This is a genomic window from Bacillus sp. FJAT-29937 (genome assembly GCF_001509555.1).
Taxonomy (GTDB): domain Bacteria; phylum Bacillota; class Bacilli; order Bacillales; family Cytobacillaceae; genus Cytobacillus.
Window position 1 is genome coordinate 24,498 of the sequence record NZ_LMAS01000017.1, and the last position, 16,227, is coordinate 40,724.

At 40.3% G+C, this 16,227-nt stretch carries 16 protein-coding genes, 1 pseudogene and 1 riboswitch; of the genes and pseudogenes, 5 read left to right on the forward strand and 12 right to left on the reverse strand.

Going from position 1 to position 16,227, the window contains the following annotated elements; translation table 11 throughout:
- Positions 1-39 precede the first annotated feature (39 nt).
- The 11 genes and pseudogenes from AR328_RS21345 to AR328_RS21395 form a co-directional block, all read right to left on the reverse strand.
- Positions 40-471: a bifunctional adenosylcobinamide kinase/adenosylcobinamide-phosphate guanylyltransferase gene (locus tag AR328_RS21345; protein ID WP_066301740.1), complete on the reverse strand. Its 432-nt coding sequence runs from the start codon at positions 469-471 to the stop codon at positions 40-42.
- Positions 423-1,028 carry a histidine phosphatase family protein gene (locus AR328_RS21350; protein WP_066301742.1) on the reverse strand — a complete coding sequence of 202 codons (606 nt, stop codon included), beginning with the start codon at positions 1,026-1,028 and terminating at the stop codon, positions 423-425. The genes AR328_RS21345 and AR328_RS21350 overlap by 49 nt, the downstream gene beginning before the upstream one ends.
- Positions 986-1,777 carry an adenosylcobinamide-GDP ribazoletransferase gene (gene cobS / locus AR328_RS21355; protein WP_066301745.1) on the reverse strand — a complete coding sequence of 264 codons (792 nt, stop codon included), beginning with the start codon at positions 1,775-1,777 and terminating at the stop codon, positions 986-988. The genes AR328_RS21350 and cobS overlap by 43 nt, the downstream gene beginning before the upstream one ends.
- A gap of 142 nt (positions 1,778-1,919) precedes the next feature.
- Positions 1,920-2,639 (reverse strand): annotated as a pseudogene (locus AR328_RS21360) (cobyric acid synthase); the annotation flags it as partial.
- 2 nt (positions 2,640-2,641) lie between these two features.
- On the reverse strand, positions 2,642-3,214 hold the full coding sequence (locus tag AR328_RS21365) for a bifunctional adenosylcobinamide kinase/adenosylcobinamide-phosphate guanylyltransferase (protein WP_066301746.1): 573 nt from the start codon (positions 3,212-3,214) through the stop codon (positions 2,642-2,644).
- Positions 3,196-4,272, reverse strand: a complete 1,077-nt coding sequence (gene cobD / locus AR328_RS21370; RefSeq protein ID WP_066301751.1) for a threonine-phosphate decarboxylase CobD — start codon at positions 4,270-4,272, stop codon at positions 3,196-3,198. The genes AR328_RS21365 and cobD overlap by 19 nt, the downstream gene beginning before the upstream one ends.
- Positions 4,247-5,212: an adenosylcobinamide-phosphate synthase CbiB gene (cbiB, locus tag AR328_RS21375; RefSeq protein ID WP_066301754.1), complete on the reverse strand. Its 966-nt coding sequence runs from the start codon at positions 5,210-5,212 to the stop codon at positions 4,247-4,249. Before cbiB ends, cobD begins: the two co-directional genes overlap by 26 nt.
- A complete protein-coding gene (locus AR328_RS21380; RefSeq protein ID WP_066301757.1) occupies positions 5,209-6,678 on the reverse strand; it encodes a heme ABC transporter ATP-binding protein in 1,470 nt (489 codons plus the stop codon). Before AR328_RS21380 ends, cbiB begins: the two co-directional genes overlap by 4 nt.
- A gap of 3 nt (positions 6,679-6,681) precedes the next feature.
- Complete coding sequence (locus AR328_RS21385) at positions 6,682-7,740, reverse strand: FecCD family ABC transporter permease (protein WP_066301760.1); 1,059 nt, start codon at positions 7,738-7,740, stop codon at positions 6,682-6,684.
- Positions 7,706-8,680 (reverse strand): ABC transporter substrate-binding protein, encoded by a 975-nt coding sequence (locus AR328_RS21390; RefSeq protein WP_066301763.1) that lies wholly within the window; start codon positions 8,678-8,680, stop codon positions 7,706-7,708. The genes AR328_RS21385 and AR328_RS21390 overlap by 35 nt, the downstream gene beginning before the upstream one ends.
- Before the next feature lie 168 nt (positions 8,681-8,848).
- Positions 8,849-9,036, reverse strand: a riboswitch (cobalamin riboswitch).
- Positions 9,037-9,105: 69 nt separating this feature from the next.
- Complete coding sequence (locus tag AR328_RS21395; RefSeq protein WP_066301766.1) at positions 9,106-9,882, reverse strand: hypothetical protein; 777 nt, start codon at positions 9,880-9,882, stop codon at positions 9,106-9,108.
- 274 nt (positions 9,883-10,156) lie between these two features.
- Between AR328_RS21395 and mgtE the strand changes: the two genes are divergently transcribed.
- A complete protein-coding gene (mgtE, locus tag AR328_RS21400; RefSeq protein ID WP_066301768.1) occupies positions 10,157-11,515 on the forward strand; it encodes a magnesium transporter in 1,359 nt (452 codons plus the stop codon).
- A gap of 151 nt (positions 11,516-11,666) precedes the next feature.
- Positions 11,667-12,860 carry an FtsW/RodA/SpoVE family cell cycle protein gene (locus AR328_RS21405; RefSeq protein ID WP_066301771.1) on the forward strand — a complete coding sequence of 398 codons (1,194 nt, stop codon included), beginning with the start codon at positions 11,667-11,669 and terminating at the stop codon, positions 12,858-12,860.
- Between the two features lie 30 nt (positions 12,861-12,890).
- Here the strand turns inward: AR328_RS21405 and AR328_RS21410 are convergent, their stop codons facing one another.
- The gene (locus AR328_RS21410; RefSeq protein ID WP_066301774.1) at positions 12,891-13,763 is read right to left on the reverse strand and encodes a sulfite exporter TauE/SafE family protein; all 873 of its coding nucleotides are present in this window, start codon (positions 13,761-13,763) and stop codon (positions 12,891-12,893) included.
- Positions 13,764-14,054: 291 nt separating this feature from the next.
- Here AR328_RS21410 and AR328_RS21415 point away from each other — a divergent pair, with 291 nt between their 5' ends.
- The 3 genes from AR328_RS21415 (at position 14,055) to AR328_RS21425 (ending at position 16,221) form a co-directional block, all read left to right on the forward strand.
- The gene (locus AR328_RS21415) at positions 14,055-14,492 is read left to right on the forward strand and encodes a Dps family protein (RefSeq protein ID WP_066301776.1); all 438 of its coding nucleotides are present in this window, start codon (positions 14,055-14,057) and stop codon (positions 14,490-14,492) included.
- A 114-nt stretch (positions 14,493-14,606) separates the two neighbouring features.
- Positions 14,607-15,263, forward strand: a complete 657-nt coding sequence (locus AR328_RS21420; protein WP_066301778.1) for a VC0807 family protein — start codon at positions 14,607-14,609, stop codon at positions 15,261-15,263.
- A 64-nt stretch (positions 15,264-15,327) separates the two neighbouring features.
- Positions 15,328-16,221, forward strand: a complete 894-nt coding sequence (locus tag AR328_RS21425; protein ID WP_066301785.1) for an EamA family transporter — start codon at positions 15,328-15,330, stop codon at positions 16,219-16,221.
- Positions 16,222-16,227 lie beyond the last annotated feature (6 nt).

Sequence of the window (16,227 nt, forward strand, 5' to 3'; positions counted from 1 at the left end):
AATCTTCTTAATTTACATCTAGCATTCATAGCGATTTTCTTACTTTAACCGTTGGCAAATACCATACCAGATTAAATCAACACGATCTGCCGCCCGAACGGCATCCTGATAAGCCCATCCGGTCAAATCACGCCACTTACGTTCTTCTGCAAGCATCGGAACAATTCCTTTATTCATATCTGTTCCTATTAATATTATTTTTCTTTGCGGATCTTCATTCTCCCAATTCATCCACTCAGAAAGCTGAAGCTGCCATTGCTCCCTAGCCTGACTGATTTCATTTTGAGCTGATAAATCCTTTAGCAAAAGTTCAATTCCTTCAAGAATGACAATTTGATGATCATCAAATCTCAATGGAGCGAGTTCATGTTTATTACAGGAAAGCCATAAATGAGGAGCATCCTCTAATTGATAATATTCTGTTACCCACTTAGATTTGCCATTAGAGGCGCCTCCCGTAACAAAGTGCATCGTTCACCCCTCCTCAGATCTTCCCGATTCCAGATAAGCTCATAGCCTTTGCCATGTGGGACTTCCCATTCCCAAAAGCCCTTTTCCATCGGTGCCCATTTCGATAATATTGCCCTGATGACCCCTCCATGTGTAACAATCGCTGTTTTGTTCAAAGAAAGGTTTATCATGATATCGATCACCTTATTCCAGCCAAAATCCACACGTTCGGAAAACTCATCAAACGATTCACCTTCTGGCGGCTTTTTGGAAAAGGAATCAGACAGCCAAAGCTGATATTCCGAATCATCCTCAAGTTCTTCATATGTTTTGCCTTCCCACCCACCAAAGTTCATCTCCCGAAGTTCTTCCATTGTATGAGCTTTGTCATTTGGAAACATCCTATTTGCCGTCTCTAAGCATCTTCCTAAATCACTAGAAAAGTGATAATCATATTCTTCCGAAGCTCTTTCTACTTTTTGACAAAGAGGGGAATCCGTCCAGCCAAGATAAGCTTGCCGCTTATTTGCCTCTGTCAACCCATGGCGAAATAATGCAATAACCACAGTGTCATCCATAGCAGCACCTCCGTCCCCTCTACACTTGCTCCGAGAACATCCCCTGTCATCCCGCCAAACCAAGTGACAATTTTTTTGCGTAATAAAAGAAAGATAAATCCTGAGACTAAAATAAAGAAGAGCATCCCCCAAATGGCTTCATTAAGAAAAAATACTGTAATGATAAGCAAAATGACGATATAAATCGGATAGATGAACAACGTCTTTTCATTAGCCGCATTTTTAAAGAGGGGCCCCAAGCCTTCTTTTTTAGCCGCATTCACTTTTAATAGCAGCACGCCCATCACCATTTTGCTGAAAAACGGCATCAATGCGATCAGCACATATGAAACCGGATGGATCATTTGGATAACCTCATAGATAAAAAGAAAACGGGCGCTTAATAATACGATGACAGATAACACACCAAAGGCACCTGTCCGCGGGTCACTCATAATTTCAAGCCTTTTCACTCGGTCCTGATAAGAAAAGAACGCATCACTTGCATCCATCCACCCATCAAGATGAATTCCGCCAGTCAGCATAATCCCAGCAAGCCACACAGCAAATGCAGCAGTTAATATAGAAAATGGGGTCCAGTGGAGAAAGCCATAAAGAATCAATGCATATATAACCCCTTGTAAAAGGCCAAGCAGCGGAAAAGTCTTAATCGATTTTTCAAGATGAGCTTTATCCATTGGCAGTTCGAAAGGGATCGGAATCGAAGTAAAAAACTGCAGGTTGATAAGTAATCCTTTAATCCACTTCATCAGCCATACCCCAGCTAAAAATAATCTCCTCTAGCCTCTCCCAATCTAGATGCTTCAATAATCGGGAAGCTAGTTCATCATATTTTTCATCATCTAATTCATTGGGACGGGATGCTTCGATAACAAACGGTTTCGCGGAAGGCATCGATAGAGAATCCTCCTCGGCAATCATATGATTCTCTACATAAGGAAGAACGCCTATAACAGGAACGCCCGTCCTTTCCTCCAGCCATTTCACTCCATCTTCGAATAACGTAGGGTCACCGCGAAACTTATTGATAATAAGCCCCTTCACCCTGGCTCTTTCCGCACCAGTAAGCAGCTCTAATGTGCCGACAAGGCTGGCAAAGACACCGCCTCTTTCAATATCTGCTACTAACACAACCGGAACATCAGCTATTTCTGCAACCTTCATATTGACGAGCTCTTTATCCTTTAAATTGATTTCAACCGGACTGCCTGCCCCTTCCATCACAAGGAGGTCAAAATCTTTCGATAATTCCTCAAGCGCTGTTTCAATCGTTTGCAGTCCCTTTTCGTAAAACAAATCCCGATAGCTTTTTCCCGAGACAGTCTCCAAAGTCTTCCCTAGTAAAACAATTTCCGAAATTTGATTAGGCCTTGGCTTCAATAATATCGGATTCATCCATTCAGTAGCGTCCGTTTTGGCGGCTTCAGCCTGCAGTCCCTGAGATCGGCCTATTTCTTTGCCATCCTTAGTAATATAAGAAAAATTGCACATGTTCTGTGATTTAAATGGTGCTACATTATAGCCTTTATTGACAAACGCCCGGCAAAGGGCAGTAACAATTAAGCTTTTCCCCACGTCTGAAGCTGTCCCTTGTATCATAATCCCTTGCATGCTCATTCTTTTCCTTTCATCAGGATGGGAATGCCTGATTCCACGAGAAAAGCTTGTCTAGCATTGGCAACGATTTGCTGATGGAGCTGACCAAGCATTCTCCCATAAATGAAGACTAATTCATTGCTTTCCAGCGGTTCATTTAACACTTCATTACTTACAACAATGAGCCGATGGCAACCTCGCGAAATCTGTTCAATTCCCTCTAGAATCCCTTGCATGACCTTTTGTTGGTATTCACGTTTCACCCATTGCTCATCCACACTAAAGAGCTCATTATTTAATAGAGTCGTTAAACAGTCTAGCAATATAATATCTGTATTGGTAAAGACACCCGAGAGCTCTTGCAGCTTAGTGGACTTTTCCCACGTCTGCCAGCTTAAGCCGCTATTTAGACGGTCCTTTTGATGCCGCCGGATTCTCTCCTTCATCTCTGAATCACTCGCCTGTCCTGCAGCGATGTAATGAAGCTGTCCGCCCGTTTTTTCCGCTTCACCTGCTGCAAGCTGTTCAGCGAAGCTGCTTTTACCGCTCCGAACGCCGCCGCTAATAAAGATTATGGTCGATTCCGCCATTCCTCTATCGCCCCCATCAGTTTGTCATTCTCCTTTGGGCCCTTTATGGCAAAACGCAGCCAGGCACCTTCTAGTCCTGGAAAATTCATCGTGTGCCTTGGAATGATTCCTATCGAGAGTAAAAATTGAAAAAGTGGAAGCTGATCATCAACGAATGGATCCTTTAATAAATAAAAGTTAACTTGTGATGGGGATACCATTAACTCTTTCTGACTATAAAAATTAAATAGTCTTTCTCTTTCCCTATCAATTAACTCCCTAGTTTCCCTTACATAAGATTCACTTTCAAGGCACCATTCCCCTGCCTGTAAGGCAAGTGCATTCATGCTCCAATGCGGCTGAAAGCTTGCCAAATGATCAATAATTGCTTGATTTGCCATCACATATCCTAATCGCAAACCTGGGATCGCAAACATTTTCGTCATCGACCGAATAATAAGCAAGTTCGAAAATGCATTTATGTAAGGAACGATTGACTCATATTCGGATAGGAAATCATAGAATGCTTCATCCAAAATGAAAAGGCAATTATGTTTTTGACATTCGTTCATTAGTTCAATCAATTTAGATTTAGAATAATAAACACCTGTTGGATTGCATGGATTACACAGAAATAATGCGTCTATATGGGGCAGTTTTTCTGCTAAAGCTTCTACATTCAATTCCCATTTGTCAGGGCTCAACTGATGGTAATCGATCGTACAGTCATTAATCCGGCACGCTTCTTCATATTCTGAAAAAGCTGGCTGAATGATCAGAATCCTTTTTCCGGCGAGCATTCTGCCGATAAGTGAAATCAGCTCCGCTCCCCCGTTGCCAATTAATAGTTGACCCTCAGACAGTTTTTCTTTTTCGGCAATCTTCATTTTAAACCTATATCCTTTTGGATCAGGATAATCAGCTATCAAAGAATAAAGCTCTCCCCACCTTTTTTTCAAAATCAGAGGCGGGCCCATCGGATTTATATTAGCGCTAAAGTCAACCATCTGGTCAGGCAGCGGCATATTTAATGCAGCGAATAAATACTGAGGATTAGAACCATGTGCGGGCCAATTCAATGATGATTCCTCCTATCCATAACATGATTAAAAATATTGGAATCGTTCGTGAAACAATGTGGTTCGTCTGAAGGATATGCTTTTTTTCCAAACGATAAAGGGGGTCCCCCATTGTTGCCCGATTCGAAACAATTCCTTTGTAATAATTGATGCCGCCGAGCTGAATGCCCAGTAGCCCTGCAACAGACGCCTCTCCCCAGCCAGAATTTGGGCTTGGGTGCTTTTTTGCATCACGTAAAATCATTTCCCGCACCTTTTTCTTACTAGTGTGCACAGAACGGTTTCCAAATAGCATACAGACAGAGGTCAGCCTGCTCGGAATCCAGTTAACGACATCATCTATACGGGCAGAAGCCCAGCCAAAGTCTTCATACTTCTCGTTGCGGTAGCCAACCATCGAATCACACGTATTAATCGCCCGATACATAAGTGCAAGAGGCGCTCCTCCAATTAACGCCCAGAAAAGCGGAGCCGTAATTCCGTCACTCGTATTTTCAGCAACGGTTTCTACTGTTCCTCTTACAATTTCGGGCTCGTCCAGCCTATCAGTATCCCGGCCGACAATATAAGAAAGCTTATGTCTAGCCTCAGCGAGATCACCCCTTTTCAAAGGATCGTAAACAGTCAGAGCAGCCTCTTTTAGACTTTTTTGGGCAATGGCCGTTGAAATCAAAATCGCTTCTACAAAAATACCGGCAATCGGATGGATCCTATAAAAGAAAGAGACAAGCAGAAGAGAAATGACCCCAACTGTCAGTAAAACTGTAAACAACATCGCCGTCCCTTTTAATCTTCTCAAGCTTCCTTTATTCCAGCTTTTGTCTAATTTATAAATAAATGAACCCATCCATTTAACAGGATGCGGCCAATTTGGCGGGTCACCTACTACTAGATCGATTAGTACGGCAATCGTTAGGGCAATTAGGTGATGCAAAATCATTTCTTCACCCTTTTTCTGCTCTTATGAATCGCTTCTCTAGTACATTCGTAGACGCCTTTACCGATCATTTTACCAAGTGGCGTGATCGTACCGGCATATTCTAGCTGTTGCCCTCTTTGCGTAGATGCTATTAATATACTGTCTGTTGATGTCCCTGTGGCGATTGTGCCTGTAATGGGGTCCTTTACCTCCAGGTCATGCAGCGCTTTTACCTTTGCTTCCGTTGCAGTCATGATGCTCTGGATAATGGCCTCCTCGGTCATGTCTCCGCTTACAAAAACCCATGTATTAATCGTACCAGGCTGTAATTGAAAAACATGTTCATCGGCTTTGGCGGCATCTACGGCATTTCCTACACCAGCTGTTACAATAATAAACGCTGAAAAACTTTCGTCTTGATAAAGCTGATAGCTCACATCCTGCAGCATGACGGCTGTCATCATGCCCACAGTTTCCCCTGGCTCGAACCCATGAGCCTTTAGATAATCAACCATCTCTTTCCGATGATCACTGCAGTTATAATTTTTATCGACATGGCGATTCACAAATAGTTGATGCCAGCCTGTTCCGGAGCCAACAACTCCGGATGACATCGTTCGAAGGGGGATCGGCGACCGGAAAACAACATGCTGATCAGAAAGCTCTAGAAAACTTTCATCCAGGCAAACCCATTCTTGATCCATTGCTAAGTCTTCAGGAAGTAGCACCATTTGAGGTGCTGGAACCTTTGGATGTGGCTGCTTTTCAATTTTCGTCTTGTAGACCCCTCGGATCCGGTCTTCCCGTAACACTTCGTTTGGTGTGTCGTTTATATTAATTTCACCCTTCTCCAGTAGCAAAAGCCGGTCACAATATAACCCCGCAAGATTCAAATCATGAAAAATAGAAACAACGGTTAGACCCCGATTTTTTGTCCAGCTTTTTAACAAATCAAGCAAGTCCTTTTGAAAGGAAAGATCAAGATGATTCGTTGGTTCATCCAGCAGCAAAATTTCAGGCTCCTGTGCCAGTGCCTGCGCCAAGAAAACCCTCTGTCTCTCTCCGCCTGATAGCTCATGAATATAATGGCTTTCGAAATGCTCTACGCCTGTCTGCTCCATCGCCTGCCTAACCATCTGTTCGTCCTCTTGTGACCATGAGTGAAACCAGCCCTTTTGATGGGCATACCTGCCTAATGCAACCGTTTCCTTTACGGTATAAGAAAAGCTTTGATTGGAATGCTGCGAAAGAACGGCTATGATTTTCGCCAATTCTTTAGTGGAGTAATCACTTATCGATTTTCCTTTTAATAAGACCTCCCCGCTGCTAAAAGGCAAAATGCCGCTCAGCATTTTGAGCAAAGTCGTTTTTCCGCTTCCATTCGGACCTAATATCCCGAATAGCTCTCCCTTTTCCAGTTCAAAGGATACATTCTTGATGACAGACTCTCCTGTATATCCTCCCGTTATTTGTTGGACGCTAAGCATGGTTTATCCTCTTCTTTCCGTTCTTCGTTTCATCAAAATAATTGCAAATACAGGTGCTCCTATAAGCGCTGTAATGACGCCAATGGGAAGTTCAGTTGGAGAGATAATCGTTCTTGCTACAAGATCGGCAAGAATAAGGAAGCCGCCGCCTGTTAAAATGGATAAAGGCAATAAATGCTTATGATCCGGGCCCCACAGCAGCCTAGTCAAATGTGGAATAACGAGCCCTACAAAACCGATTGTACCTGAAACCGCCACAGCCGCTCCTGTTAGCATCGAGCCTGCAATAAGAATCATCAGCTTTCTTCTCTGCACATTCACGCCGATATGCTGGGCTCTTTCCTCCCCAAAGGACATGGCATTCAGTTCATTGCTATTTATGATCAGTATAACTGACCCAATAATAAAAAATGGAATGATAATATTGATATATGCCCAGCCTCGCATGGATACACTTCCAAGCAGCCAGCCAATAATTTGCCTTAATTCCTCGCCTGTTAAAGCAATCATCAGTGAGATAAAGGCTCCCAAAAAGGAACTGAAAATAATACCTGTTAAAATAATCGTCTCTACCTTCATCGATCGTTCCACTTGGCGGGCAAATAGCAGAACGAGAAAAATGGTAGCAAAAGAAAAAAGGATGCTTAACAATGGAAGCGTAAATAAGCCTACAAACGGAATGGAAAGTCCGAAGAATAGTGTAATAACAGCTCCCACTGAGGCACCTGAAGAAACGCCAAGCGTATACGGGTCTGCGAGGGGATTTCTCAATAAACCTTGGAAGGCGGCTCCCGCAATTGCGAGAGATGCGCCTACCAAGCCAGCCAGAATAACCCTAGGAAGACGGATATTCATGACGATATTTGAAAACATAGAATCAACTTGTTCATTTGGTGTGAAGCGGAAAATTTCTGCACCAATAATCTTAATAATATCCATCACAGGAACAGAAACTGTCCCAATGGAAATGCCCAGCAGCATAGCGATAACTAGAAATCCGGCTGCTATGATATAGGCAAAGATTTTATTATTTAAATGTTTCCGGGTAAATAGCTTTTGCAAGTAGCTCTACTCCTTCAACAAGCCTTGGGCCTGAACGCGTAACGGTATCGGAATCTACGTCTACCACCTGATTGTTTTTAACGGCATTAATTTCCTGCCAGCCATCACGGCCCAGCACATTTCCAACAGGGTCCTCTGTATAATATCCGTGAGTTGTAATGATTACATCCGGATTTCTTTCAATGACCGCCTCTGGATCCATTTTTGGCCAGCCTTCTTCGGTTACAACATTATCTGCATGAATCATTTTTAGCATTTCATCCATAAACGTGTTCGCTCCAACAGCATAAATTTCCGGAGCTGGAGAAACTTCAACAAACACTTTTTTGCGGTCTTCGTCCTTAATGGCTTCAGCTTTTTCTTTAATTTCTTCTAGCTTTGCCTTCATGCTTTCAACAAGAGTCTCTGCTTCTTCCTTCTTCCCAGCAGCAGTCCCAATCATGTTAATAGACTTAAAGACATCATCGAAATTCGCTGCATTATTAACAATTAGAACAGTAATCCCTGCATCTCTTAGCTGCTGTAGACCTGCTTCTACATTATGTGCGCTAGATTCATGGGCCAATACGAGGTTCGGGCTTAGAGAAATAACTTTCTCGATATTAAATTCCATCCCGCCAATTTTTTCTTTTTCGGCAGCTTCAGCCGGATAATTATCAAAATCAGACACGCCTACAACTTCCTTATCAAGACCTAATCCAAATGCAATTTCCGTATTACTTGGAAGCAGTGAAACGATTTTCTCTGGCTTCGATTCTATGACAACCTCATTATCGAGGGCATCCTTAATAGTGACTGGAAATTCAGCCTTCTCTTCTTGTGCTGGCTGCGTTTCTTTCTCAGCCGCATTTTCCTTTGGTTCTTCTGCACTTCCCCCGCATCCTGCCAAAATGCCAACAGCCAACAGCAATGCGAATAATAATGAATAAAGCTTTTTCATTCTAAATTCCTCCAATTTTGAAATAGGGATGCACCTAACCTAAAATCCCAGATCCCCAATCTTTTGAAATTAAAAAAACATCCCCACTTGTAATATGGAGATGTTTGCATAGGCATACGTGAAAATAAAGGCTTGTACCTGTCAAACACCTCCTATCCTCGTAGGCTTGTGGTGCATAAGAATTAGGCAGGTCTCCTGGCTCATGGTCGTAGCAAATCTGCGCCTTCCCATACATGGCTTGTACAGTGGCTAAATGCAGTAAGCTCCCATTTACAGTGGCGGGACCGCGTTGGAATAACACCAACTTCCCTTTTAAGTCTTCCTTTTAAGAAGACACCCATTCTTTAAATATGTATGAAATTTTCCGCACTTCCGATTATACACTATCTTTTTAGAAAATGGGGCAAAGATATTTTTTCATTCTATTATTGGCCGTACATTTTCCATTCCCTCAGCTTTTTATCAAAGACAAGCTTTGCCGCACATGGGGTTTTCACAATATATTTGTATTCCTCATACATTTCATCCATATCGGCAAAATCGCCTATCGGCCAAACTGGTATTTCAATTTTTGTCCGATTTTGTTCAATATCTTTAATAGACAGAATAACCCCGTCTCTCATAAGCGGCTTCAATGTACGCAGAATATCATTTGGGATCGGCGGATAGGTTTTCTTTTTCTTTAAGCCAAGCAATGATTTCTCTACCTTTGTATGGCCCATCTTTTCTGGGATGACTTCCCCAAGCATTCGGAAAAAATCATTAAAATCCCGATAATACGTTTTATTAAACCAGCCGTCATCATGTGCTAAATAAACATACCGATTGCTTAAATTATTATAAAAAGGCGGTTTCAGATGCTCCTTCAAATGCCCAATGTATAAAAGCTCTGCGATGGCTTGGCCCGAAAGCTCATTTAAATCCTCTTCCTCTTCGAAATCAATCCAGCAGAAATCACCATACCCATATACATCTTTATCCATTAGCTTTCTCAGCTTGTCTTTTGATACATATTCATGTAAGGTGTGCATATTAAAGTCAGCATCATCATAGCGATGCTTTAACAATAGCAGATTGTTTATCGTATCGAACAAAGCTTGTGTGAACTCAGCAAATTCAATTCCGAACGTCATCACATATTGCTCACGTTCATTCAAATGAATATAGATGATATCCCGAATATTATAATTCCTCTTTTTCAATGGTGAAACCTCCGTACGAATGATCAAAATTGTTTACAGCTTCAGAATAAAAGAGTCCATTTAATAAGATATTTAATAACAGAATCATCTTACCAATTAAAATCAGGTAATGTATCATTTAATATTATTTTCCTTAAAAAAGTTTTAATTATATTTATCATAACTGCATTTCTTTCAATAGCAACTTTTTTTATAATAATAATGGTATGTTATTCATTATGGCGCATGTGCCTTAAAGATAAAACCTCATTCCCGCGAAAGGAGTGTGAGTCGAATGATTCAGAATATGACAGAAAATCAAATCACTCTTCACATTATTAAAACATTAAAAGAAAACAAGAAAAAAGAGTTTGAAACCATTCTCGATGAATTGCAGCCTTATGATATTGCCCAAATTTACGAAGACCTTCCAGAAAAGCATAAAACACGTTTTTTGCTTTTCATGAATGTTGACCGGCTTGCGGACTTAATTCAGGAGCTAAGCAAAGAAGATCAGCTTGAGGTTTTAAATAAATTAGGCATCGAGAAAACAGGAGAAGTTCTCGATTTAATGGACAACGATGACTTAGCCCTTCTCTTGGATGATTTATCTCCTGAAAAAATCGCTTCTCTTCTTTCCGGAATGAAGAAAAGCGAATCCGAAATTGTTCAGGACATTATGAATTATCCGCCTGAAACAGCTGGGCGATTAATGACAAACCGCTTCGTTTGGATTCGTGATTACTATACCATTATGGATGCGGTTGGAAAGCTTAAATCGTTTGCTGAACTTGCCGAGACCATTAATTATTTGTACGTCATTGATCAAGATCGGAAATTGGTCGGTGTTGTATCTTACCGTGACCTCCTTATTGCCGAGCCTTCCGAGATTATTAAAAATATTATGTACGAACGAGTGATTTCGGTTTCCGTGACAACGGATCAGGAGGAAGTAGCAAGACTCGTTGAAAGATATGACTTTCTCGCGATTCCTGTCGTCAATGAAGAAAATGTGTTGATGGGAATTGCTACAGTCGATGATATTATCGACGTTGTAATCCAAGAAGCAAACGAAGATTTTGAAAAAATATCTGCAACCGGAAAATCCATTGATTTTGAAACAAAGGCCTTCGTTGCAGCATACCGAAGACTGCCGTGGCTGATTTTGCTCTTATTTATTGGAATTTTATCAGGCAGCATTATTAGCGGGTTTGAAGAAACTCTGCAAAAGGTTGTCGCTCTTGCCTTTTTCATGCCAATGATAGCGGGGATGACTGGAAATACCGGAACTCAATCTCTTGCTGTCGTTGTCAGAGGGCTTGTTTCGAATGATATCGACAAGAAAGCGGTATTTAATCTCATTATGAGGGAATTTGGGGTAAGCTTGATTATCGGTTTGATTTGTGGAATTCTAATATTTCTTATTGCTTTTTTCTGGCAAGATAATGCCATTTTGGGAATCGTCGTCGGCGTATCATTATTCCTTACGTTAATTATTGGGACACTTGCAGGAACGATCATTCCATTAATTTTGTACCGTTTTAAAGTTGACCCTGCTGTTGCCTCAGGGCCGTTAATTACAACACTAAATGATATTTTCTCACTAGTGACATACTTTGGGATTGCAACAATGTTTATTAATCATCTAATGTAAAAGCATGGATCTTCTTCCGTGCTTTTATTTTTTGGAAACTTCTTGGCTTCTTTTTTCGTCATATAAGGTATTCAGTGGAAATGCATTGAAAGGGTATTTTTTCTTTGTTACGATGAAATAGTAAGAATGAATAGGAATAGGTGTATGCTTAATGAATAAGCCAATTAAAGTAGCCGAACGATTCGATTGGACTTTATGTCTTCTTTTATTTATATTTTTTCTAATCAGCTGTATCTCTATCTATAGCGGGCAAGCATCCGGGCAATATGAAGGCAATTTTGTGTTAAGCCAGGTTAAGAACTATGTAGTAGGGATTGTGATTATTGGAGTTGTCATGTATTTTGACAGCGAACAAATCAAAAGACTATCTTGGATTCTTTACGGACTGGGGATCTTGCTTCTCATTGGGTTGTTTATCGCACCCTTAAGTTTAGTACCCGAAATAAAGGGAGCAAGGCTCTGGTATAAAGTTCCTGCACTTGGTTCCTTTCAGCCATCTGAATTCGTGAAGATTTTTCTTATCATTACGTTAAGCAGAGTCATTGCCAACCATTACGAAAAGTTTATCGTCAAAACGATCAAAACGGATTTATATCTTTTATTTAAAATTGGAATTGTAACAGCTGTTCCATTAGGTCTGATTCTTATTGAGGATTTAGGTACTGCCCTAGTAGTCATCGCTATTGCAACAGGGATTATTTTAGTATCAGGGATCTCATGGAAGATCATCGTCCCTATTTATGGATTAGGTGGCGCTTTTGGTGGAACCATTCTATACCTCGTCATTTGGGCGCCTGAGTTTTTGGAAAAACACTTTAGTATTCAAACGTATCAATTATTTCGAATATACTCCTGGATCGATCCAGCCGGCCATAAACAGGGCGCAGGATTGCAGCTTTATAAATCATTGCAGGCCATCGGTTCCGGCCTTTTAACAGGAAAAGGCTTTAGCGAAAGACAGGTTTATATTCCTGATAGTCATACAGATTTCATTTTTAGCGTAATAGGCGAAGAATATGGATTTATTGGCGGCAGTTTGGTTATAAGTTTATTTTTCCTTCTCATTTACCATTTGACGAAAACGGCTCTTGAAACGAAGGATCCATTTAATACTTATATTTGTGTGGGTGTAATCAGTATGATTACGTTCCACGTTTTTCAAAATATCGGGATGACCATTCAAGTTCTGCCGATTACAGGGATCCCTCTTCCTTTTATTAGCTATGGGGGAAGCTCCTTAATGGGCAATATGATGGCAATGGGTCTTATTTTCAGTATTAGGTACCACCATAAAGCTTATATGTTTGCATCTGATGCCAAATACGTGGCGAAAAGAGCAAATTAAGAAATCGGGCATATTTTCTGCCCGATTTTTTCATACTGATCCTTTGGTTTTTGCCTTATAGTTTTGAACCTTCATAATGGATTTAATAAAGAAATACAGAATAAAGCAGCCTAGTAAAATTAGTCCGACGATACTTAAACCGATAAGTTTAAAGATGACACTAATTAAGGTTGCAATATAGATGCTGCTAAGCAGCAGAGTTATTTCTTTATTTTCGTAATATCTCGTCAGCTTCGCGCCAAAAGATGAGCCGATGAGACCGCCCGCAACAAGAAGCAGACTTACCTTATAATTAATCGGAACCGTGAATGCGTACGATAAAAAAGCGACTGGAACGATTAGAAAAATGGTAAAAAGACTTGTTCCGATTGCTTTCTTCGGTTCCAAGCCCAAAAAGGCAACTGAAAGCGGCACAATAATAAAGCCTCCGCCCACACCTAATGTTGCAGAAACAAATCCGGCGAATGCCCCGATCAGAATCATTTTTATTATGGATGGCCCAACAGGATTGCTTTTTTCAGCCCCCTCTTTCTTACGCCCTTGTTTAAACATTTTCATGGCAAAATAAGAGAGTAAAATAATATAGAAGATCGGGATTACCCATTCATCCAAGCCTCTGTTTTCCAAGAATAGCACAAATGGCTTTGCCAGCTGAGTGGCGGCAATTCCGCTTATGCCGAGAATGATTCCATTTTTCCAAAGGATGTTTTTTAAGCGGATATGTGTGGTGATTCCTGAAAATGAAGTTCCAAGTGTAAATAATAAACTTGTCGTCACCGCTTCTATAGGAGAATAGCCAAAAAGCATGAGCAGTGGGGTTAAGATAAACCCTCCGCCAACCCCGAAAAATCCAGACAATACACTAATACAGGCACCTAATAGAAAAAACAAACTAATGAGCATCATAAAACCCCTTACTGAATGCGACCTTTCCTATATTGTAGATGATTTACCCGCTAAATACTAAATGTTTTACGTTTAAATCACCAAATTGAGGGGAATGTTCCATTAACAGCATAGGCTATATTATTTATGTATTTATTCGAAAAAAGAAGAAAAGCTAATAACAAAATGGTTCCTTTTATGGCTAAGCTTTTAATAATCAATACTTATTTATAGTTATTATAATTAAGTATTGATTTTAATATTGTATATGTTATAATAAGGTTAGATATAACAGAGGAGGATGTAATAATGGATAACTTATATTCAGCATTAAATGTTCAAATTTCAAATTGGAGTGTCCTTTACACAAAACTTCACCGCTATCATTGGTTAGTAAAAGGACCATTATTCTTCACGCTTCATGAGAAATTCGAGGAGTTCTACGATGAGGCTGCAAGTGTTGTAGATGAGGTTGCAGAACGCCTGCTAACAATTGGCGGAACACCTGTCGCAACAATGAAGGAATACCTAAACTTGGCAACACTAGAAGAAACAAAAGGCGAAACAACTTCAAATGAAATGGTTTCAAGTTTAATTGCCGATTACAAGCAATTAAAATCCGAGCTAAAAGAGCTAGCCGATTTAGCTGACGAACAAAATGAAGACGCAACTAATGATCTAGCAGTCGGACTCATAGCAAAAATTGATACACATATTTGGATGCTTAGCGCTTACTTAGGAGAATAATATAAGATAGATGAAAAGTCAGTGAGATTCCTCACTGGCTTTTTTTCGTTAAAAAGAGGAATTGGCTTCTAAATAGTGAACTATATCAATAACTATTTTGTAGGATGTGGTCAATTGAAGAAATATATTGTTCTGCTTGATATTATTTTTTATGTTGTGTTTCCCTTGGCAGTATGGAACTTAGGACGTGAGTGGCTCGGGGACTACATGGCCATGATTCTATCTTCAGTACCAGGTATTCTATACAGTCTATACCGCTTTTATGAGCTTAAGAAAATTAACTTCTTCGGTATTTATTTACTAACCAATCTAATCATTGGCTTCCTCATCGATGTACTAGCAGGTTCAGCTCTCCAGCTACTGTGGAATAACGTCATTTATTCTTATATATTAGGCGCTGTTTACTTTGGAACCATTATCTTCAAAAAGCCTATTTTTTTATATATGGCGCTTGATTTAACGGAAATGCAAGGGCAGGATCGTTCAAAGATGAAGTCCCTCTTCTTTGAGAAGAAAATAATAACGATCTTCAGCTGGATTACCGCTGGCTTTGCCCTTAAGTTCATCATTTTGGCAACGATTAAAACGTGGCTTATTCAACAATATGGTGTAGAAGCATTTGATAAAGGAATCATCTTAAGACAAATACTAAACTGGGGCTTTACGATTGTGTCATTGAGCGGTTTTTATTTTATAAACAAGGAGTTAGGAAAAGCATCTCAAGATGATGACAAGGATCCTTCTCATGAAGAAAGCCCAATCCTAAAATAATAACTAAAGTTTGCAAGAAAATGGTAAGATTATCTTATGAATACGTTTTAAGGAGCAACAGCATATGAATAACTTCAAGTACTCACTCTTTATTCTCATCGGTGCGTGCAGTTATGGGGTTTTAGCATCTATCGTCAAAACAGGTTTAATTGCCGGCCATACAGTATATGAATTAACTGGCAGCCAGTACTTATTTGGTTTTTTGTTGCTTTTAATAACCTCTCCCTTTATTAAACGGGTAAAAATTAGCTTTAAACAAGCTGGGTCACTGATGTTAACTGGGACTGCCTTAAGCCTGACAGGAATTTTTTATGGGCTAAGCCTTGAACGTGCCTCCGCTTCCCTGGCCATTGTTCTCTTATTTCAATTCACATGGATTGGTATATTACTAGAAGCCCTTTATGAAAAGAAGATGCCAAGCAAAAATAAAATTCTTTCTGTCATCTTTCTAATTATTGGTACGGTTTTTGCTAGTAATCTTTTGAGCAGCAGCGCCCAACCTCTTCAAATAGATGGTTTGGTTTATGGATTATTATCTGCTGTTACGTATGCATCATTTATTTTTGCAAGCGGAAAAGTGGCAACAGCTGTGCCAACTATTCAAAGAAGTATTTTTATTACACTTGGAGGACTTATCATTCTCTTATTCATTGCAGGTCCTATGCTTCTTACAAATGGGGTTCACCTTGATGGCCTGTGGAAATATAGTTTAGCCATGGCGTTTTTCGGAGCGATTTTCCCAATCGTCCTTTTTGCGATTGGAACACCGAAAATTGACGCTGGGTTAGCTACCATTGTTGGGTCTGCTGAACTGCCTGCTGCGATTGTCGCTGCCATGCTTATATTGGGAGAGGAAATATCAAGTGCGCAAACGATTGGGATTGCTCTTATTTTAATTGGCATTTCCATACCCCAGCTTCGGTTTATTAGAATGTCCAGGAACCGATTAGGAGCTTGAAAGTTT